The following is a 20860-nucleotide window of genomic DNA, read 5'->3' on the forward strand; positions in this document are numbered from 1 at the left end:
CCGGACGGGGGTCGCCGGGCTGGGAGCAGCGCACAGCGCGCCCTGCACCGGAGCGGACCGCGCGCCGCGCCGGCGCGCCCTTCCACGCCGACCGCACAGCCCGATGCGGCCGACACAACCCACTGTCTCGGGGATGTTCCAGATGAACACACGTTTGACCAGCCGCACGCTGTCGCGCCGCGCCTTTCTGGCCACCACCGCCGTCGGCGCCCTGGCCACCGCCCTGGCCACCGCCGTGGCCGTCGCGCCCGCCACCGGCCGGGCCGAGGCCGGCCTCAGCGCCGAAGAGGCCCGGCAGATCGCCATCGATGCCTATATCTATGGCTATTCCCTGGTCACCACCGACATCACCCGGCTGCAGATGAGCAATGTGGCCAAGCCCGGCCTGATGAGCGCGCCGCTGGGCTCGTTCTTCAATGTGCGAGGCTACCCGCCGGCCACCTATCGCGGCGTCTCGGCCACCAATGCGGACACGCTGTATTCCATGGCGTGGCTCGACCTGAAGGAGCCGATGGTCTTCAGCCATCCGGAGATCAAGGATCGCTTCTTCAACTTCGAGCTGGTCGACCTGTGGATGGTGGTGAAGCACTCGGTGGGCACCAACACCACCGGCACCGCCGCCGCCACCTATCTGTTCACCGGCCCCGGCTGGAGCGGCGAGGTGCCCAAGGGCATGACCCACATCGCCTATCCCACCCGTTACCTGGGCGTGCTGGGTCGCACCTACGCCCTCGACACCCCCGAGGACCTGGCCATCGTCCACACGCTGCAGGACCAGTACAAGGTCGTGCCCCTGTCGTCCTACGGCAAGGACTTCAGCTTCGTCGCCCCGCCCGTGGCGGATGTGGGCATCAAGATGGACGAGGCGCCGCAGAAGGTCATCCTGGCCCTCGGCGTCGAGGGTTATTTCGACTGGCTGACGCGGCTGATGGGCACCGTGGCCGTGCCGCCCGCCGCCGATGCACCGATGCTCGACAAGATGGCCCGGATCGGCATCGTGCCCGGCCAGCGCTTCAAGCTGTCAGCCCTCGATCCCGCCATCCGCGCGGCGCTCCAGGACGTGCCGCAGCGCGTCACCGACAAGCTGAACGAGACCTGGGCCACCCTCGGCAAGGATGTGAACGGCTGGCGGGTCACCAGCACCGGCGCCATCTACGGCACCGATTATCTGACCCGCGCCGCCTGGGCCTCCAACGGCTGGCCGGCCCAGCAGCCGCAGGTCTCGGTCTATCCCACCACCTATGTGGATGGCACCGGCGCCAAGCTCGACGGCCGGAACCGCTACACCGTGACCTTCAAGAAGGGCGAGATGCCGCCCGTCAATCCCAAGGCGTTCTGGTCGATCACCATGTATCAGATCGACAACGGGCTGTGGTTCTACCCCAATGCGCTGAACAAGCTCACGGTCAGCACCCGCAATGACTTCGTCTACAACGACGACGGCTCGCTGACGCTCTATGTCCAGCACGAATCCCCGGGCAAGGACAAGGAGCAGAACTGGCTGCCGGCGCCGGCCGCGCCCTTCGCCCTGACCATGCGCCTCTACTGGCCCAACCGCACCCCGCCCTCCGTACTCGACGGCACCTGGGCGCCGCCGCCGGTGGTGAAGGCCTGACGCGCGGTTCGCGGCACGGCCCGCTGGCCGCGAACCGCCGCCGGCGGACGCGGTCAGCGCCCCTTGAGACGCTCCACCAGCCGGGCGAGATTGGCATCGTCCGGCTGCACCTGCGACAGGCGGGTGGCGAGGTCCGCCACCTGCGCCACCTGGCCGCCGCGGATCGCCCCCTGCAGCGCCAGCGTCAGCAGGCCCCCATCATAGGGGTGGCGGCGCAAGGCCTGATCGATCACCGCCCGCGCTTCCTCACCCTGGCCGGTGGACGTGAGGGCCACGGCATAGACGTAAGCGAAGCGCGGATCCTCCGGCGCCAGCTCCATGGCCTGCCGCAGTTCGCTCAGTGCCGCCTCGTAGCGCTTCTGCCGCACCAGAGAGAGACCGAGCGCATGATGCAGGGCCCCCGAGCGCGGGCTGGCGACGAGCGCCGCGCGCAAGGTGCGCTCCACCTCCCCCTCGCGCCCCTGGGCCCGGTAGAGATCGGCCAGGTTGACCGTAAGCCCGGTGGCATCGGGGGCAAGGCGCAGCCCCGCCTGCAGCTCCGCCTCGGCGGCCGCCACATCACCCCGCGCCGCCAGCACCCGCGCCAGGTTGGCCCGGGCGTCCGGCCGATCGGCGTTGAGCCGCTGGGCCGCCTCATATTCCGCCAGCGCGGTGGCGAGCCGGCCGCGCAGCTCCGGCGGCAGATCGGCCACCGCCTGATCGGCCAGCACCACCGCCGCCTCCATGCGCACCGCCGCCACCGGGTCCGCCAGCAGCGGACCGGCCAGGTCCAGGCGCCGGGCCGCCGGCTGGCCGGCCAGGCCGCGCAGCGCCACCACCCGCACCATGGGATCGGCATCGCCCAGCCCCTTCTCCACGGCGGCCGCGGTGGCCTGGGCGGGAAACTGCTGCGCCTCCGACAGGGCGGTCGCCCGCACGATGCCCGGCGTGGCGGGATCGTCGGCGAGCTGGAGCAGCAGCGCCCGCGCCGCCGGCTCGCCGGCGCGGGCCCGGTGGAACGCCTCGGTCCAGGTCTGGAAGCCCCTGCGGTCGGGCCCGTGCCAGCGGGCCACCGCATCGGCCGCCCATTGCGCCGGCTTGTCCCTGTGGCAGTCCGTGCAGGCGTTGGGCGTGCCGAACGCCACCGACTGGTCGGGCCGCGGCACGCGGAACGAATGATCGTGGCGCTGGTCCACCACCATATAGGTGCGCGCCGGCATGTGGCAGGAGATGCAGTCCGGCGCCTGCGGCCCCGGCACGTGGCCGGTATGACTCTGGCTGGCGAAACGCTCCGGCGCGTGGCACTGCCCGCACACGGCCGCCCCCTCCGCCTTGAGCGCGCCGCTGTGGGGATCGTGGCAATCGCTGCACACCACGCCCTTGGCATACATCAGGCTCTGCTTGAAGCTGTGGTCGTTGAAGACCTCGTCGCGCATCTGCCCGTCATCCTCGAACAGATCCCCCGAGAGCAGCGCCGGCAGATGGGTGTCGGTGAGCGGATGGCCCGGGGCCCAGTCCTCGGAGAGGATGCCGCGGCGGCCATGGCAGCGGGCGCAGGTCTCCACCTCGTCGCCACTGGGCCGGCTGGTGCCATGGGCCGGGCTGCCGGTGGCGGGATCAGGGGTCCAGTCGGGCGTGGGGCGGCGCGCGGGGAGACTGGCGAAACCCATGCGCGGCTGGGCGGGATCCGCCCCGCCGCGGGCCCAGGCGACATGCCCGCCCCCGGCGCCGTGACAGGACTCGCAGCCGACCGAGATCTCCGAGAAGGTGGTATTGAAGCGATCGGTGGCAGCGTCGTAATTCTTGCGCACCCCGGTGGAGTGGCACTCCGCGCACATGAAGTTCCAGTTCTGGCTCGGCCGGGTCCAGTGCAGGGGATCGCCGGCGCGGATCGGCTCCTTGGGATAGAGATGGAACCAGCGCTGGCCACCCGCCGCCTTCGGCCGGCTGTCCCAGGCGAACGGCAGGGCCTGCACCCGGCCGTCGGCGAACTCCACCAGATATTGCTGCAGCGGATGGACACCAAAGGTGTACTTCACCTCATAGGTGGTGTCGGCGCCATCCGGCCCCTGGGTGGTCACCATGAACTTGTCGCCGTCTCGGAAGAAGCGCGAGCGGGTGCCGAAATAGTCGACATCGACCCCATTGAAGTCGCCGAGCACCGTCTTCGCGGTGGCGTGCTGCATGGCCACCGCATGCTGGGAGTTGCGCCACGCCTCGGTCTGCGCCCCATGGCAATCGGCGCAGGCCTCACTGCCCACCAGCGGCGGGGTCGGCTCGGCATCCACCCGCCGGGCGCCGATGCCGGCGATGGCGAGGGCCGACACCAGACCGACCGCCAGCGCGACGGCCATGCTCCGCAGATCGCTCAAATTCCACTCCCGTGCCGCCGACGGCCCGCCCGAACCTGGATCGGCCGAGTGGCACAACCCGGACCGGCACAACTCACACCACCGGACCCTCGATGCGATAGCCGATCCCCGCCCCTCTGTCCTGTCTTGAGACATCACCGCCGCGGCTTTGCCGGCGAAAGGTGCGCCCATGCAGCAACACTCCACACGAATGTGATGGCCTGCGGCCGAGCCGCCCTGCCCCACCAACCAGGAAGTGTGCGCGACCTTGATACCTCCACCGAAAGGCCATGCGGTGGAAACTCAAGCGCTGGCGGTATGCAGCCCTCCCCCGCGGCGGCCCATCGCCTCCGTCCGCGCGGTTTCATAGGGGACCAAAGTCGGCGGTGGCCGGCGCTAGTGGCACCGCAGCACCTCGGCTATAGGAAACTGATGTTTTGTCTGAAAAGGGGTGCCACCGTGGCCGTCGAGTCGCTTCTGCTGAAGACCACGCCGGCCTCCCGCAGGCGCCGGCTCGCCCTCCCGATCCTGCTCCTGGGCGCGCCGCTGCTGCTGGCGGCCTGCGGCGAGAAGCAGGAGGCGCAAGCCCCCGAGCCGCGCCCGGTGCGCACCGTGATCGCGGCGGCCCGGCCCGCCGGCGACACCGTCTCCCTCACCGGCCAGGTGGAGGCGCAGAACGAGGCCTCCTATGGCTTCCGCATCGGTGGACGCGTCATCGAGCGGCTGGTGAATGTCGGCGACCAGGTTCAGCCCGGCCAGGTGCTGGCGCGGCTCGATCCGCAGGATGAGCAGAACGCTCTGCGCTCGGCCCAGGCGGCGGTCTCGGCGGCCACCGCCAACGTCACCCAGACGCGCAACCAGTATGAGCGCCAGCGCCAGCTGCTGGCCCGCGGCTTCACCCCGCGCGCCCAGTATGAGCAGGCCGAGCAGGCGTTCCTCAATGCCCGCGCCCAGCTCGACGACGCGGAAGCCCGGGTGCGCATGGCCGAAGACCGGCTCGGCTTCACCGAGCTGAAGGCGGATTCCGCCGGCGTCGTCACCCAGCGCCGGGCCGAGCCCGGCGAGGTGGTGCAGCCCGGCCAGCCCATCGTCGAGGTGGCGCGCCGCGATGGCCGCGACGCCGTGTTCGAGGTGCCCGCGGCTCTGCTCTCCACCTTGCCGAGCGATCCGCTGGTGGAGGTGACCCTGGCCGGCGATCCCGCCGTGACCGCGCAGGGCCGGGTGCGCGAGGTGGCGCCCCAGGCCGATCCGGTCACCCGCACCTTCCGGGTCCGGGTGGGCCTCATCAACCCGCCGGAGGCGCTGCGCCTCGGCACCACGGTGATCGGCCGGGTGGCGGTGGACAATGCCCCGGTCATCGAGATTCCGGCGAGCGCCCTCACCCGCCTCAACGACAAGCCGGCGGTGTGGGTGGTGGATTCCAAGACCAAGACGGTGGCGCTGCGCAATGTGGAAGTGCTGCGCTTCAGCCCCGCCGCCGTGGCGGTGGGCGACGGCCTGAAGGCCGATGAGATCGTGGTGACGGCGGGCGTCCAGGCCCTGCATCCGGGGCAGCAGGTGCGCCTGCTGGAGCCTCAGTCGTGAACGGCTTCAACCTCTCCGCCTGGGCGCTCAAGCACCGCTCCATCATCATCTACCTCATGGCCATCTCCGTGGTGGCCGGGGTGATGGCGTTCAAGAACCTGGGCCGGGCGGAAGACCCGACCTTCGTCATCAAGACCATGGTGGTGCAGGCCAACTGGCCGGGCGCGACCCTCGAAGAGACCTTCAAGCAGGTCACCGAGCGGCTGGAGCGCAAGCTGCAGGAAGTGCCGAAGCTCGACCATCTGCAGAGCTACACCCGCCCCGGCACCACCACCATCTTCGTGCAATTGAAAGGCTCGGCCACCGGCGCCGAGGTGCCGGACATCTGGTATCACGTGCGCAAGAGCGTGGGTGACATCCGCCACACCCTGCCCCAGGGCATCGTCGGACCGTTCTTCAATGACGAGTTCGGCGACACCTTCGGCATCATCTACGGCTTCACCTCGGACGGCTTCACCCAGCGCGAGCTGCGCGACTATGTGGAAGACGCCCGCTCCGAGCTGCTGCATGTGCCGGACGTCTCGAAGATCGAGATCCTCGGCGCCCAGGACGAGCGCATCTTCATCGAGTTCTCCATGCGCGAGCTCGCCAGCCTCGGCATCGACCGGGCGGCGGTGCTGGCGGCCCTGCAGCGGCAAAACATCGTGCAGCCCTCGGGCGAGATCCGCACCGGTTCGGAGAACCTGGCGGTGCGGGTCTCCGGCGCCTTCTCCTCGGAACAGGACATCGCCAACGTCAATTTCGTGGTGAACGGCCGGCTCATCCGCCTCGCGGACATCGCCACCATCCGCCGCGGCTTTGCCGATCCGCCCCAGCCCATGTTCCGCGTCAACGGCCAGCCGGCCATCGGCCTCGCCATCGCCATGCGGGACGGCGGCGACATCCTGGCCATGGGCAAGAATATCGATGCCGCCATGAACCGCATCGTCGCCAACCTGCCGGTGGGCATCGAAGCGCATCTGGTGGCCGACCAGGCGGTGACGGTGAACAACGCCATCGCCGAGTTCATGGAAAGCCTGTGGCAGGCGGTGGCCATCATCCTGGTGGTGTCGTTCATCGCTCTGGGCGTGCGGGCGGGCGCCATCGTGGCGCTGGCCATCCCGCTCACCCTCGCCATCGTGTTCGCGCTGATGCAGATCACCAACATCGACATGCAGCGCATTTCGCTGGGCGCCCTCATCATCGCCTTGGCGCTCATGGTGGACGACGCCATGACCACCACCGACGCGACGCTGACGCGGCTCGCCGCCGGGGATGACAAGGTCACCGCCGCCTCCTACGCCTTCAAGGCCTATGCGGCGGCCATGCTGGCCGGCACCCTGGTGACGGTGGCCGGCTTCGTGCCGGTGGGCTTCGCCGCCTCCTCGGCCGGCGAATACACCTTCACTTTGTTCGCGGTGGTGGCCATCGCCCTGCTGGTGTCGTGGATCGTGGCGGTGCTATTCGCGCCGCTGCTGCAGACGCTGATCCTGAAGGCGCCGCCCAGGAACCAGGTGCCCGATCCCGATGCGCCGCCGAAGGGAGTGATGGGGCTCTACCGCCGTTTGCTCATCGGCTGCCTCAAGATGCGCTGGGCCACCATCGCCGTGACCCTCGGCCTGTTCGTGCTGTCGGTGCTGGCGCTGCCGCTGATCCCGCGCCAGTTCTTCCCGTCGTCCGACCGGCCCGAGCTGCTGGTGGACCTCGCCTCGCCGCAAAACGCCTCCATCTACGCCAGCGAGGCGGTGGCGGAAGCGTTCGACAAGGTGCTGCAGGGCGATCCCGACGTGGACCGCTGGAGCACCTATGTGGGCCGTGGCGCCATCCGCTTCTATCTGCCCCTCGACGTGCAGCTGCCCAACGACTTCTTCGCCCAGACGGTGATCGTGGCGAAGGATGTGGCCGGGCGCGACCGGCTGCGCGCGAAGCTGGAGAAGGTGCTGGCGGAAGACTTCCCGCAGCTCGTCTCGCGCATCGCGCCGCTGGAGCTCGGCCCACCGGTGGGCTGGCCAGTGCAGTATCGGGTGTCCGGGCCGAACATTGAGAAGGTCCGCGCCATCGCCTTCGATCTGGCGGCGGTGGTGGCCTCCAACCCCAAGGCGGAGCAGATCAACTACAATTGGATCGAGCCCGCCCGCCAGGTGCGCATCGTCGTGAACCAGGACGAGGCGCGGCTGCTCGGCCTCTCCACCGCCCAGCTCGCCGGGGTGCTCAACACGGTGCTCAGCGGCGCGCCGGTGACCCAGGTACGGGACGACATCTATCTCGTCAATGTGGTGGCCCGCGCCACTGACGAGGAGCGTGTCTCCCTCGACAGCCTCGCCACCCTGCAGGTGCCTCTGCCCAGCGGCCGTACCGTGCCGCTGAGCCAGATCGCCACCTTCGAATATGGCCAGGACTATCCCGCCATCTGGCGGCGCGACCGGGTGCCCACGCTCACCGTGCAGGCCGACGTGACGCGCGGCGTGCTGCCGGAGAGCGTGGTGGAAGCGCTGCAGCCCAAGATCGAGGCGCTGCGCAAGACCCTGCCCGCCGGCTACGACATCGCGGTGGGCGGCACGGTGGAGGAAAGCGCCGCCTCCCTCGCCTCGGTGGTGGCGGTGGTGCCGGTGATGCTGCTGTTGATGTTCACGGTGCTCATGTTCGAGCTGAAGAGCTTCCAGCGGCTCATCATCGTGCTGTCGGTGGCGCCGCTGGGCCTCATTGGCGTGGTGGCGGCGCTGCTCGCCTCCGGCCGGCCGCTGGGCTTCGTGGCCATTCTCGGCGTGCTGGCGCTGATCGGCATGATCACCAAGAATGCGGTGATCCTGATCGGCCAGATCGAGGCCGACCGGGCCGCCGGCAAAAAGGTGTGGGATGCGGTGGTGCACGCCTCCTCCACCCGCTTCCGGCCCATCATGCTCACCGCCGTCTCGACCGTGCTGGGCATGATCCCCATCGCCCCCACCGTGTTCTGGGGGCCCATGGCCTTCGCCATCATGGGCGGTCTGTTGGTGGGCACACTGCTCACCCTCATCTTCCTGCCGGCGCTCTACGTGGCCTGGTTCGGCCCCGATACCGGGCCGGAGCAGGCGGCCGCACCTGCCGCGGCGCCGGCCCACGCCTGACCGATGATCCCGGCGGCGGCACGCCGCCGGGCCCGAAGCAAGAGCGCCGCCCACGGCGTGACACCACCAGGAAACGCACAGGGCTTGCAGCAAACGCACAGCCCATACGCCCCGCGCGGGCGGGGCAACTGACTGGAGACGCGCGACATGGAACGCTCCCCCCTCCTCGTGGATCTGGCCCTGCAAGGTGGCGGCGCCCATGGCGCCTTCACCTGGGGCGTGCTCGACCGCCTGCTGGAAGAGAGCTGGCTGACCATCGACGGAATCTCCGGCACCTCGGCCGGCGCCATGAACGCGGCGGTGCTGGCCGACGGCTATGCCGCCGGCGGCGCCGAGGGGGCCCGCAGCGCCCTCGACCGCTATTGGCGCGCGGTCTCGGAAGCCGCCCGCTTCAGCCCGTTCCAGCGCAGCCCGCTCGACCGGCTGATGGGCCGCTGGACCCTGGACAATTCGCCCATGTTCTGGGGCATGGACATGATGTCCCGCATGTTTTCGCCCTATGACCTCAACCCGGCGAACCTCAACCCCCTGCGCGAGATCCTCGACGCGCACATCGATTTCGAGCGGCTGAAGGGCTCGCCCATCCGCCTGTTCATCACCGCCACCAACGTGCGCACCGGGCGCGGGCGGGTGTTCCGCAACGCCGAGATCACACCCGAGGTGCTGCTCGCCTCGGCCTGCCTGCCCACCCTGTTCCAGGCCATCGAGATCGACGGCGAGCCCTATTGGGATGGCGGCTATTCCGGCAACCCCACCATGACGCCGCTGGTGCGCGAGCTCTCATCCGACGACACCATCCTCATCCCCATCAATCCGGTGGAGCGCCCCGGCACGCCCAAATCCGCCGCCGACATCATGAACCGGCTCAACGAGGTGTCGTTCAACGCCGTGCTGCTCAAGGAGCTGCGCATGATCGCGCTGCTGCGCAAGGTGGCCGATCCGGGCAATAGCGAAGGCGCCGAATGGGCCAAGATGCGCATTCACATGGTGCCGAATTCCCTGATGGCGACGCTCGGCTATTCCTCCAAGCTCAATGCCGAATGGGACTTCCTGAGCATGCTCAAGGCGGAGGGCCGCGCATCGGCGGAGGCGTTCCTGGAGAAGGACGGTGACAAGCTGGGCGTCCAGTCCTCCATCGATCTCGACGTGCTGCTGGAAGGGGTGTGAGCCATGGGACTTCTCGGCATCCTGGTCGGTCTCGGCCTGCTCATCTATCTCGCCTTCCGCGGCTCCTCCATCCTGATCCTGGCGCCGGTGGCGGGCCTCATCGCCGCCGCCTTCTCCGGTGAGCCGCTGCTGGCGAGCTGGACCCAGACCTTCATGCGCAACGCGGCGGATTTCGTCGCCCAGTTCTTCCCGCTGTTCCTGCTCGGCGCGGTGTTCGGCAAGCTGATGGAGGATTCCGGCTCGGTCACCTCCATCGCCAACTACATGACGGTGAAGCTGGGTGCCCAGCGGGCCATCCTCGCCGTGGTGCTGGCCGGCGCCATCGTCACCTATGGCGGCGTCAGCCTGTTCGTCGCCTTTTTCGTGCTCGCCCCCATGGGCATCGCCCTGTTCCGTTCGGCCGGCGTGCCGCGGCGGCTGATGCCGGCGGCCATCGCGCTTGGCACCTCCACCTTCACCATGTCGGCCATGCCCGGCACCCCCTCCATCCAGAACGCCATTCCCATGCCGTTCTTCGGCACCACGCCGTTCGCGGCGCCGGGGCTCGGCATCATCGCCTCGCTGATCATGCTCGGCTTCGGCATGTGGTGGCTGAAGCGGCGGGAGACGGCTGCCCGCGCCCGGGGCGAGGGCTTCGGCGCCCTCACCGCCCCGGCGGACGAGAGCGCGGAGGAGGCCGCCGAGGATCCCATCGTGCGCGAGCGCGCCACCACCTCCGGCGCCTTCGACCCCTCGGAGATCCACTCCAGCGACGAAGCCGATAAGAACCCGCCCATCGTCCTCGCGGCCCTGCCCATCGTCGTGGTGATCGTCGTCAACCTGATGATGTCGTTCGTCATCCTGCCGCGCATGGACAGCGCCTTCCTGGCCACGCCGGAATGGGGTTCCACCTCGCTGTCGGCGGTGGGCGGCGTGTGGTCGGTGATCGTGGCGCTCACGGCGGCGATCATCGCCACCATCGCCATCAACTTCCGCTCGGTGCCGAAGCTGCGGGCCACCATGACCGCGGGCGCCAACGCCTCAGTGCTGCCGATCCTGTCGGTGGCGAGCCTGGTGGGCTTCGGCGCCATCGTCGCCGCGCTGCCGGCCTTTGCGGACGTGCGCAACTGGGTGCTGGGCATCGAGGGCGGCCCGCTGGTGTCGCTGGCGGTGGCCACCAACATCCTCGCCGCCCTCACCGGATCTGCCTCCGGCGGCCTCACCATCGCCCTCGACGCCCTCGGGCCAACCTACATGAAGATCGCCCACGAGATCGGCATGGACCCGGCGCTGATGCACCGGGTGGCGGTGATCGGCTCCGGCACCCTCGACAGCCTGCCGCACAATGGCGCGGTGGTGACGCTGCTGTCGGTGTGCGGCGTTTCCCACAAGGAAGGCTATCTCGACATCGTCATGGCCGGCATCGTCAGCGCCGTGCTGGCGCTGGTGGTGGTGATCGGCCTCGGCACCCTGGTGGGCAGCTTCTGAACCCCGGCCCGGCGCCTGCGGGTGCCGGGCCGACGCCCGCGTGCGGATTTGCGGGTGAGAAAGCCTCCGGAGTGTGCTTTCCTGCCCGCCACGTACAGCTTCAACGATCTCAAGGGAGAGACATGCCGGTCCATCTTCAGGTCTCGGGACTGCTCACATTCACCCTCGCCATCGTGGTCTATTTCGTCGGCGCGGGGCTCAATGGGGTCATCGCGCCGCTGCGGCGCTGGAACATTCCCGAAGCCGTGACCGGCGGCATCCTGGCAGCCGTGGCGACCCTCGTCGCCTATCGCGTGTTCAACGTCGCCATCTCGTTCGACCTGGCGGCGCGCGACATGCTGCTGCTCTATTTCTTCACCGGCATCGGCCTCAACGCCCGGCTGTCGGATCTGGTGGCGGGCGGCAAGCCGCTCGTCATCCTGCTGCTGCTCACGGTCGCCTATCTGGCGATCCAGAACCTCGTCGCCATCGGCGGCGTGGCGGCGGTGGGGCTGCCCTCCGGCATGGCGCCGCTGCTGGGCTCGGTGTCGCTGATCGGCGGCCATGGCACCACCATCGCCTGGGCACCCATCATCGCCGAGCGGTTCGCCCTGCCCAACGCTTTGGAGGTGGGCATCGCCTCCGCCACCCTCGGCCTGGTGCTGGCGAGCGTGCTGGGCGGCCCGGTGGCCGGGGTGCTGATGAGCCGCTACAAGCTCAAGAACGACGCCATCGAGGCGCCCATGGTGGGCCTGCCCGAAGAGGACGTGGGGCCCGACGCCGGCAAGGTCACCTACCGCAACATCCTGAGCGCGGTGCTGGTGCTCAACGTGGTCATCATGATCGCCTATGCCCTCGAGGATCTGGTGGAGATGACCGGGCTGAAGCTGCCGATGTTCGTGGTGTGCCTGCTGGTGGCCATCGTGCTCACCAACACCCTGCCGCGGCTGATGCCGAAGATGGCCTGGCCGGCCCGCACGTCGGCGCTGGCGCTGATCTCCGATCTGTCCCTGAAGATCTTCCTCGCCATGTCGCTCATGAGCATGCAGCTGTGGACCCTGGGCGGGCTCGGGCCGGCGCTGGCGGTGGTGCTGGGGCTGCAGGCGCTGGTGTCGGTGGCCTACATCCTGTTCGTGGTGTTCCCGGCCATGGGCAAGAACTACCAGGCGGCGGTGCTCTCCGCCGGCTTCACCGGCATCAGCCTGGGCGCCACCCCCACCGCCATCGCCAACATGACGGCGGTGACCCGGGCCCATGGCCCGGCGCCTTTGGCCTTCATCATCCTGCCGCTGGTGTCGGCCTTCTTCATCGACATCGCCAACGCCATCGCCATCGGCTTCATGGTGCGCTGACGGTCCAGTCGCCGGCCTCGCCTAGGGACCGGTGACGGCGGCACGCCCGGCGGCGAACACCTGGATGGGCGCGCTCGCCACCGCGCCCACCAGGCCGGAGACCACATCGGGCGCCCCGGCCGGTGCAGTGCTAGCGATATCCTGGCCGGCAACGAACTGCTCGCCCATGATCTGCACCATCTGCGGGCTGGTGGCGAACTTGCTGTGGTTGAGGGAATCGCCCCCCTGCAACGCGGTGAGATCCAGCACCACCACCCCATCGCCCTGCTCCAGGCGGGCGGCGTAAGCGGGATCGGTGAGATCCACCGCGCCCACCCGCGTCACCTCACCCGCCAGCAGCCGCGACACGCTCAGGGCCCGGTCGTTGCGAGAGACGAAGATGGTCATGTGCGGCCGCTTCGGCCCCATGTCCCGGAGCTGGCGCTCGAACACGTCGATATCGAGATCCGGCGAGGCCAGGATGACGTTGGAGATCTTGGCCGGCACCTTGCCGTCACGCAGAGCAAGATCGCGCAGCGCCTCCACGGCGAGCCAGGCGCCCATGGAATGGGCCAGCACCACCACCTCGTCCACATGCGGGCTGGCGGCGGCGGTGGCGAGGACATTGGCGAGGTCGGTGCGCGAGAAATTGGTGCTCTCGCGATCATAGACATAGCTCGTCACCTGCCCGCGGGAGGGCCAGGAGAACAGCACCGGCACCAGATTGGTGTCGGTATCATGGACGAACTGGGCGAAGCGGAACACGGCGGCGTCGAAGCGGGTGTTGAAGCCGTGCACGAACACCAGCACCCGCCGCTTGGCCTTGGGCTGGCTCAGATACCAGTTGCGCACCCCGGCGCGGGTGAGCGGATCCACCTCGGTCACCGCAAATTCGCGGGTCGGGTTCGGCGGCACCTGCTGTGGCCATTGGATGGAGCCCACCGGCCGGTTGGGCGGAATGGACACCACCATATTGGTGAAAGCGAGCCCGTCGCCGCGCTCCCCGGAGAACACCACGCCCGGCGCGGCGCTGGGCGCGCGGGTGGTGGCCACCAGCATATCCACCTGGGCGCCGCCGGCCACCGGCTCCCCCACCTCCACCGGCACCAGCACGCCCTCACGCGGCGCGCAGGCGCAGGCGAGGAGGCTGATTACGGAGGCTGCCAGCAGCGGGCGCAGCTTCAGCCTGGATCCACGCCGGAGCCCGACCACCTGTTTTCCCCTGCCTGCCACCACCGCCATGGGCCCATCCGCCGAAACGCCGTGCCGTCGGTGAGCGACGACCAGCCTCGCTTTTAAAGCACGGGCGCGGGCTTGAGAATGGCGCACGCCCCGCTGCGCCGCCCACATGGTTAGCCCATGGCGCACAGGGAAGAAACATGCCGCGCCGTCAGCGCGGCCAATCGAGCCCCGCGATCCGCGGATCGGCGGCAAACGCCGCCGCATCGAAGCCGAGCCGCTGCCGCGGAAAATCGCACACAGCCAGCACACCGTTGGCGCTGAGGCGGATCTGCCAGCTCTGGTGCTCCACCGGGGCGGGCGCGGCGAAGGCGGCGCAGGTGAGCACGGCGAGATTGGCGCCGGCATGAGGATCGCGCACCGATCGGTAGCGGATCAGCTCCGCCCCCGCCGCCCGCGCCCCATCGGCCAGATCCTGGCACGGGGCATAGGCGGTGGGATGGGTCCAGGTGGCGGCATCCCCAGCGAGCGGCGGCACGGTCAGGTCCAGCGCCCGCGGTGTGGAAAGGGATGCGCAGAAGGCGGTGTAAGGCGCGGCATTGTCCGGCCATGGCACCTGCGGCGCCTCGGCGAAGAACAGCAGGCGATAGAACGCAAGCTCGGCCACCGCCGTCTCCACCCGCTCGGCGGCGTAATAGACCCCCGGCGTGCGCCCGGCCCGGCGGAAGCGGGAGCCGTGGGGATAGGGCGGCTCATAGCGGAACGGCGTGAACAGGAGATAGTTGAGCCCCTGGCACTCGGGCGGCAGCGGCGGCTTGCTCGCCTCCAGCAGCCCTTCCAGCAGGGCCTGCTCATCGAGCGTATCCACCAGCTTGGCGGTGGAGACCACATGCTGCGCCTCCACCAGCCGCCAGCAGCGCCCCGCGTGGGGACGCAGCTCAGACGATAGCGCGGCGGGCGTCCAGATAGGCAAGGACATCGATGAGACCGGTGATGGTGCGGATCTTCTCGGCAGGCGGAGCGCCGAGGGCGAGGTTGGGGGCCACGAGCCAGGCCCGCGCCACCCCCTCATCGCCCCCCACCAACGCGTCGAGGGCGCGGAACAGCCGCACGAACAACACCGCCAGCTCGAACGGCTTGGTGCCCGGCTCCAGGCGGAAGGCACCACTGCGCAGCCGCGACAGGCTGGCCGGGCTGAGGCCGAGGATGGGGGCCAGGGCCGCGCCCTTCACATCCAGCCGCTGCGCCGCCCGCACCACCGCCTTGGACAAGACCGCACCGGCGTCCGGCGCGGGCCCAGAATGAGCGCTCGGCGAATGATCGCCCGCTGGGTGATGGCGCGGGTCTCCCCGCCCCTGCGCTGCCGCTGACATGCGCCGGCTCCTTCGTTCCTATAGAAAATATAGTGCATTTATCTTTCCATAGGAAGACCGGTGCTCAGGCCGGGGCCGCCTCCCAGGCCGGAAACGGATCGGGCAGCGCCTTGAGCTTGTCGGGGTTGAACAATTTGGGGTCGGTGGGCCCCACCAGGCAGGCATCCAGCGCCGCCCGCATGGCGGCCTCGTCGAGCCCCATGCCGATGAACACCAGTTCCTGCCGCCGGTCGCCATAGCCCGGCACCCATTGAGCCCGCAGCCAGGAACGCCAATCGGGCTCGGTGGGCCAATATTGCTTGGGCACCCCGGCCCACCAGCGGCCGATGCTGCCGGTCTGGCAGATGGCGCCGGCAAGGCTCATCTCGCCCACCCGCCCGGGCCGGGTGGCGAGCCAGAACAGCCCCTTGGCCCGCACCAGGCCGGGCCAGGTGGCGCACAGGAAATCGTGGAACCGTTCCGGATGGAAGGGCCGCCGGGCGCGATAGACGAAGCTGCCGACCCCATATTCCTCCGTCTCCGGCACATGATCCTTGAAGCCGTTCAGCTCCTTGAACCACACCGGGTGGGTGCTGGCCTTCTCGAAATCGAACCGTCCCGTGCCCAGCACCTCGCCCGGTGCGACATGGGCATAATCGGTTTCCACCACCCGCGCGTCCGGGTTGAGCGACTTCACCACCCCGCGCACCGCCGCCAGCCGCTCGGGATCCACGCTGGAGATCTTGTTGAGCACGATCACGTCGGCGAACTCGATCTGGTCGGTGAGCAGGTCCACCAGGGTGCGATGATCCTCCTCCCCCGCCGTCTCGCCCCGGTCGCGCAGGACGTCGCGCGAGCCGAAATCGTTGAGCAGGTTGGCCGCGTCCACCACCGTCACCATGGTGTCGAGCCGCGCCACGTCGGAGAGGGAGGCGCCGTCCTCGTCGCGGAAATCGAAGGTGGCGGCCACCGGCAGGGGCTCGGCGATGCCCGTCGATTCGATCAGCAGGTAATCGAACCGCCCCTCGGCGGCGAGCCGGCGCACCTCGGAGAGCAGATCATCCCTGAGGGTGCAGCAGATGCAGCCGTTGGTCATCTCCACCAGCTTCTCCTCGGCCCGCGACAGGTTCGCCTCCCCCGCCCGCACCAGCGCCGCATCGATATTCACCTCGCTCATGTCGTTGACGATGACCGCCACCTTGAGGCCGGCCCGGTTCGACAGGATGTGGTTGAGAAGGGTGGTCTTTCCCGATCCGAGAAAGCCGGACAGCACGGTCACCGGCAGGCGAAGGTCCTGATGGTGATCCTTAAGGGGATCGTTGTGGCGATGCTCCATCTGCATCTCTCCTCGCTCCAGAGGCGCGCGCCGGGGCTCGCCCCCTCGCGCGTCGATGCAGATGATATATTATATCATTTATAGCGCCGTAAAGGTCCCGCTCCGACAGGGCCTCACCGCGGCCGGCCTCAGCCGTGCATCTCGGCGCTGAGCAGGTCGTAATTCTCCACCACGATGCACTGCCGGCTGACGGAGATGAGGCCGCGCTTCTGGAACTTGTCGAGGGTCATGGTCACCCATTGCCGGGTGGCGCCGACGATGGCCGCCAGCTGGTCATGGGTCAGCTTGCGCTCGATCACCAGACGGTTGCCTTCCGGCCGGCCGGCGGTATCGGCGAAGATGATGAGCAGATGGGCCAGCCGTTCGGTGACCGAGCGGGTTCCCAGCATCTGCACCAGCGCCGAATAGCATTTGCCCTTGGCCACCAGCCCCTCGATGAGGCAGATGGCGAACCGCGGCATGGTCTCCACCAGCAGGCGGATCTTGGCGCCGGTGAGATAGAGCGCCTCGGCTTCCTCGTGCACGTCCGCCGACCACACATGGGCGCCGCCGCCGAACACCTCGGGACCGCCCACGAAATGACCGCTGGTCCACAGGGCGAGCGTGATCTCGCGTCCGGCCGGGCTCACATAGAAGGTGCGCACCGTGCCGCTCTCGATCAGCCAGATGCCGGCATGCACGTCGCCCTGGCGGAACAGGCTCTCGCCCGCGGCCACCCGCCGGGTGGTGCCGGCGGCGCGCACCTGGGCGATCTCCGCCGGCGACAGGCGCTGCAGGAAATCGGCGCCGGCATTGAGGGCGTCGCGCTCCTCGCTGAGGAACACCGCCGATGCGGCATCCGCCGCGCTGGCGCCGATCCGGCGCTCGGCAAGGGCCATGGCGCGGCTCACTGGCTCTGCTGGGCGAAGGCCCGCAGGCTCTCGGCGCGGATCGCCTCATGGCAGGCCCGCTTCAAGCCCATGAAGGCCTCGCTGGTGGCGAGCTCCGAGCTGCGCGGCCGCGGCAGGGTCACCTTCAGGTCGGCGATCACCGAGCCCGGGCTGGCACTCATGATGACGATGCGATCGGCCAGGAAAATGGCCTCGTCCACATCATGGGTCACGAACACCACGGTGATGCCGAATGCGCTCCAGATCTCCAGGAGGCTCTCCTGCATCATCAGCCGGGTCTGCGCATCGAGGGCGCCGAAGGGCTCGTCCATCAGCAGCACGCTGGGCGAATTGGCCAGCGCCCGGGCGATGCCCACCCGCTGCTGCATGCCGCCCGACAGCTCGGCCGGATAGGCATTGGCGAATTTGGTGAGCCCCACCATCTCCAGGAAGGTGGCGGCGATGGCGGCGCATTCCGCCTTGGGCCGACCCGCCACCTTGGGGCCGAACACGATGTTCTCGGCAATGGTCTTCCAGGGGAACAGCGAATATTGCTGGAACACCATGCCCCGCTCCGGGCCCGGCCCGCGCACCGGCGCATCATCCACCAGCACCTCGCCGGTGCTTGGCCGCACATAGCCGGCGATGGAACTGAGCAGCGTGGACTTGCCGCAGCCGGAAGGGCCGAGGATGCACACGAACTCACCGGGCCTGATGTCGAGATTGGTCTCCATCACCGCCTGATGGGTCTTGCGCCCCGAGCCGAAGGAGATGGTCACCCCATCCACCCGGATATGGCCGCGGCCAACGCTGCCGCGCTGAGAACCAAGGCCGGCCAGGCGCTCGGTGAAGGAAACCACCTCTTTCATCGTCCATGCTCCGAAAAGGTTACGGGTGGGCCGGCCGGGTCAGCGCGCCTTGCGCTGCCACTTGAGGAGCGGCTGCGCCAGAAGGCGCACCAGCGAGGTGGAGACGGTGCCGAGCAGGCCGGTCACCAGCATGCCGACGATGATGTCCGGGTAGTTCACCAGCGAATAGGCGTTCCAGGTGAAATAGCCGATGCCGTACTGGCCGGAGATGATCTCCCCCGCCAGCAGCGAGAACCAGCTCACCCCCATGCCCACCGCGAGGCCCGTGACGATATTGGGCAGCGCCGCCGGAAAGATCACCTGGGCGAAGATCTGCAGCGGCGAGGCGCCGAGGGATTTGGCCGCGCGCACCAGCACTTCCGGCGCCTGCTCCACCCCGTGCATGGTGTTGATGACCACCGGGAACAGCGCGCCGAGAAAGGTGATGAAGACGATGGAGGCCTCATCCGTGGGCCACATCAGGATGGCGAGGGGAATCCAGGCCACCGCCGGGATCGGCCGCAGGATCTCGATATAGGGGGCGATGAGGGCGGCGCCGAAACGCGAGCGCCCCATCACCGTGCCGAGCAGCACGCCCAGCACCGCGGCGATGCAGAAGCCGGCGGCGATGCGCAGCACCGAGACTTCGATATGGATATAGAATTCGCGGTCCATCACGTGGTCAGTGAATGCCGCGAACACCGCGCCGGGCAGCGGCACATTGGCGAAATTGATGAAGAAATTGACCTTGTTTGCGCTCATGAGCTGCCACAGGCCGAGACCGATGGCGAGGCCGATGCACCCCACCACCAGGCCATAGGCCCGGGTCTGGAACCAGCCGGCCATCGCCTGCGCCACCACGACGCCCACGGAGGGCGGCCCCTCGCGGTCCTCCACCACCGGCGGCCGGCCACCGCCGCGCGGGGTCTCGCCGGGCGCGGGCGGCACAGCCACCAGGGTGGGACCGGCATAGGCAACCTGGGGCTTCAGCGCATCTTGCATGGGTGCAGTTTCCTGAAACAAACGGGCCAATCATCGGCGGGATGCCGGCGGCGCCGTGCGCCGCCGGCATCAGGCATCACGACGCGATGGCTTCCCAGCCCACCATCTTGCCGCCCGAGCTCCTGGCGAACGCCTCGGCATCGCCCTTCTTCATGAAGGCGGTGAGGGCGCCGTCCTTGCCTTCCACGAAGAAGGCCACCTTGCCGAACAGCTTCAGGCCGCTGGCGTGGTCATAGACATAGGTGGCGAACACCGTCTTCTTGTCGGCCTTGGCTGCCTTGGCGGCGTCGGTCATGGCCTTGATGCTGTCGAAGCTGGTGATGCCGGCGCCATCGATCCAGATTTCCGCCGGCTTCAGGCCGGGCGCGCCGGGCTTGGAGCTCACCACGCTCTTCACCGCCGCGTCATAGTCCTTGCCCTGCGCCTTGTAGGCCGCCTTGACGAAGCTCGGGTCCACCCAGCGGGAGAAGTCGAGGGGGGTGAGCTTGGTCTCCTTGGCCAACAGGTCGTGGTCATACTTCAGCGCGTCCACCCACTGGGCCTTGAGGGTGGGCTCGAAGGTGGAGATGCCGCCGTTGCTGAAATAGAGGTAGAGCACTTCCTTCTCGATGCCGGTCCATTCGGAGACCTTGGTGGCGGCCACGACCGGATCCTTGGCGATCCAGTCCTGGGCCTCCATGGTGGCGTCCACATAGGCCTGCACCAGCTCGGGATACTTGTCGGCGAACGCCTTCAGCACCACCGTGCCGTGGAAGGTGGGAATGTCCGCCTCGCTGCCGTCGAAGATCTTGCGGCCGGTGCCACGGAATTCCATCACCTCCGACCAGGGGCAGAAGTCCGCGTGGGCATCCACCTTGCCCTGGGCGATGGAGGCGACGCCCACCGGCGGCGCCTGGTTCTGGATGCGCACGTCGTCGCTGAGGCCGGCATCGCGCAGCGCCTTCAGCGTCATGCCCCAGGCGGCGGAGCCCACCGGGGTGGAGATGGTCTTGCCCTTGAGATCGCTGAGCGCGAACACCTCGGACGCCACCGGCACCACGATGCCGTTGCCCGTGCCCTTCAGATTGTAGCCGGTGATGGCGATGAGGCGGGTCTCGGCATTGCCGGAGGCCTCGAACTTGGCGCCGTTGACGATGAGGGGATAGTCGCCCATCACGCCGAAGGCGAGCTTGCCGGCCAGCATCTGGTTGGTGATCGGCGGCCCGGACGTATAGTCCTGGTAGACCACCTTGTAATCCACATCCTTATACTTGCCGTCGTGGGGCAGGTGCTTTTCGAGAAGGCCGAGCTTCTCAAGGATGATGCCGCCCGGCACGGTGTTGGTCACGGTGCTCTGGTGACCGATGCCGATCTCGATCGTCTCGGCGAAGGCAGGTGCGCTCAATAGCGCGGTCAAGGCTACGCCCAAGAGCATCGAATGATGTCGCATGTCTGACCCCTCGCAAGCTGCCACTGGTCTGGCACTGGTCTGCCACTTGGCTAAAACGCCCTCTGAAAGGCGCAACAGCCGTGCCATTCGCACCGTGCATGCCGTGACTGGAGTTGGAAAATCTCTAGAAAACAAGGCTTAAGGCATAGGCGCGGAAAGTCCCTTCTGAACCGCGCCGGGATTGTCGGAGGCTTCCACTCCTGAGAGATTGAAGCCACGATGAGCAAGACGACGAACAAGTTCTCCGCCGAGGTCCGTGCCCGCGCGGTTCGGTTGGTGCTGGAGC

General features: G+C 68.5%; 15 protein-coding genes. 6 read left to right on the forward strand and 9 right to left on the reverse strand.

Annotation, left to right across the window (positions count from 1 at the left end; all coding sequences use genetic code 11):
- Window positions 1–142 precede the first annotated feature (142 nt).
- Window positions 143–1615 carry a DUF1254 domain-containing protein gene (locus MEU52_RS20645; RefSeq protein WP_238123677.1) on the forward strand — a complete coding sequence of 491 codons (1473 nt, stop codon included), beginning with the start codon at window positions 143–145 and terminating at the stop codon, window positions 1613–1615.
- Between the two features lie 53 nt (window positions 1616–1668).
- Here the strand turns inward: MEU52_RS20645 and MEU52_RS20650 are convergent, their stop codons facing one another.
- Window positions 1669–3966 carry a tetratricopeptide repeat protein gene (locus tag MEU52_RS20650; RefSeq protein ID WP_238123678.1) on the reverse strand — a complete coding sequence of 766 codons (2298 nt, stop codon included), beginning with the start codon at window positions 3964–3966 and terminating at the stop codon, window positions 1669–1671.
- Window positions 3967–4404: 438 nt separating this feature from the next.
- Here MEU52_RS20650 and MEU52_RS20655 point away from each other — a divergent pair, with 438 nt between their 5' ends.
- The 5 genes from MEU52_RS20655 to gltS all read left to right on the forward strand — a co-directional run bounded on the left by MEU52_RS20655 (window position 4405) and on the right by gltS (window position 12580).
- A complete protein-coding gene (locus MEU52_RS20655; RefSeq protein WP_238123679.1) occupies window positions 4405–5529 on the forward strand; it encodes an efflux RND transporter periplasmic adaptor subunit in 1125 nt (374 codons plus the stop codon).
- Window positions 5526–8615, forward strand: coding sequence for an efflux RND transporter permease subunit (locus tag MEU52_RS20660; protein ID WP_238123680.1), 3090 nt, complete (start codon window positions 5526–5528; stop codon window positions 8613–8615). Before MEU52_RS20655 ends, MEU52_RS20660 begins: the two co-directional genes overlap by 4 nt.
- Window positions 8616–8762: 147 nt before the next feature.
- On the forward strand, window positions 8763–9782 hold the full coding sequence (locus tag MEU52_RS20665; protein ID WP_238123681.1) for a patatin-like phospholipase family protein: 1020 nt from the start codon (window positions 8763–8765) through the stop codon (window positions 9780–9782).
- 3 nt (window positions 9783–9785) lie between these two features.
- Window positions 9786–11249, forward strand: a complete 1464-nt coding sequence (locus MEU52_RS20670) for a GntP family permease (RefSeq protein WP_238123682.1) — start codon at window positions 9786–9788, stop codon at window positions 11247–11249.
- Between the two features lie 122 nt (window positions 11250–11371).
- Window positions 11372–12580 (forward strand): sodium/glutamate symporter, encoded by a 1209-nt coding sequence (gene gltS / locus MEU52_RS20675; protein WP_238123683.1) that lies wholly within the window; start codon window positions 11372–11374, stop codon window positions 12578–12580.
- A gap of 21 nt (window positions 12581–12601) precedes the next feature.
- Here gltS and MEU52_RS20680 read toward each other — a convergent pair whose 3' ends face one another.
- The 8 genes from MEU52_RS20680 to MEU52_RS20715 all read right to left on the reverse strand — a co-directional run bounded on the left by MEU52_RS20680 (window position 12602) and on the right by MEU52_RS20715 (window position 20574).
- Window positions 12602–13801 (reverse strand): alpha/beta hydrolase, encoded by a 1200-nt coding sequence (locus MEU52_RS20680; protein WP_238123684.1) that lies wholly within the window; start codon window positions 13799–13801, stop codon window positions 12602–12604.
- Between the two features lie 148 nt (window positions 13802–13949).
- The gene (locus tag MEU52_RS20685) at window positions 13950–14717 is read right to left on the reverse strand and encodes an RES family NAD+ phosphorylase (RefSeq protein ID WP_238123685.1); all 768 of its coding nucleotides are present in this window, start codon (window positions 14715–14717) and stop codon (window positions 13950–13952) included.
- A complete protein-coding gene (locus MEU52_RS20690; RefSeq protein ID WP_443267892.1) occupies window positions 14677–15111 on the reverse strand; it encodes an antitoxin Xre/MbcA/ParS toxin-binding domain-containing protein in 435 nt (144 codons plus the stop codon). The genes MEU52_RS20685 and MEU52_RS20690 overlap by 41 nt, the downstream gene beginning before the upstream one ends.
- 64 nt (window positions 15112–15175) lie before the next feature.
- The gene (zigA, locus tag MEU52_RS20695; RefSeq protein WP_238123687.1) at window positions 15176–16426 is read right to left on the reverse strand and encodes a zinc metallochaperone GTPase ZigA; all 1251 of its coding nucleotides are present in this window, start codon (window positions 16424–16426) and stop codon (window positions 15176–15178) included.
- A 128-nt stretch (window positions 16427–16554) separates the two neighbouring features.
- Window positions 16555–17304 carry a Crp/Fnr family transcriptional regulator gene (locus MEU52_RS20700; RefSeq protein ID WP_238123688.1) on the reverse strand — a complete coding sequence of 250 codons (750 nt, stop codon included), beginning with the start codon at window positions 17302–17304 and terminating at the stop codon, window positions 16555–16557.
- An 8-nt stretch (window positions 17305–17312) separates the two neighbouring features.
- Window positions 17313–18164 (reverse strand): ABC transporter ATP-binding protein, encoded by an 852-nt coding sequence (locus MEU52_RS20705; RefSeq protein ID WP_238123689.1) that lies wholly within the window; start codon window positions 18162–18164, stop codon window positions 17313–17315.
- A 39-nt stretch (window positions 18165–18203) separates the two neighbouring features.
- Window positions 18204–19145 carry an ABC transporter permease gene (locus MEU52_RS20710; RefSeq protein ID WP_238123690.1) on the reverse strand — a complete coding sequence of 314 codons (942 nt, stop codon included), beginning with the start codon at window positions 19143–19145 and terminating at the stop codon, window positions 18204–18206.
- A gap of 76 nt (window positions 19146–19221) precedes the next feature.
- Window positions 19222–20574, reverse strand: coding sequence for an ABC transporter substrate-binding protein (locus MEU52_RS20715; RefSeq protein WP_238123691.1), 1353 nt, complete (start codon window positions 20572–20574; stop codon window positions 19222–19224).
- Between the last annotated feature and the right edge of the window lie 286 nt (window positions 20575–20860).

Origin of the sequence: Xanthobacter sp. NM-25 (genome assembly GCF_022138605.1) — a bacterium.
Taxonomy (GTDB): Bacteria; Pseudomonadota; Alphaproteobacteria; order Rhizobiales; family Xanthobacteraceae; genus Xanthobacter.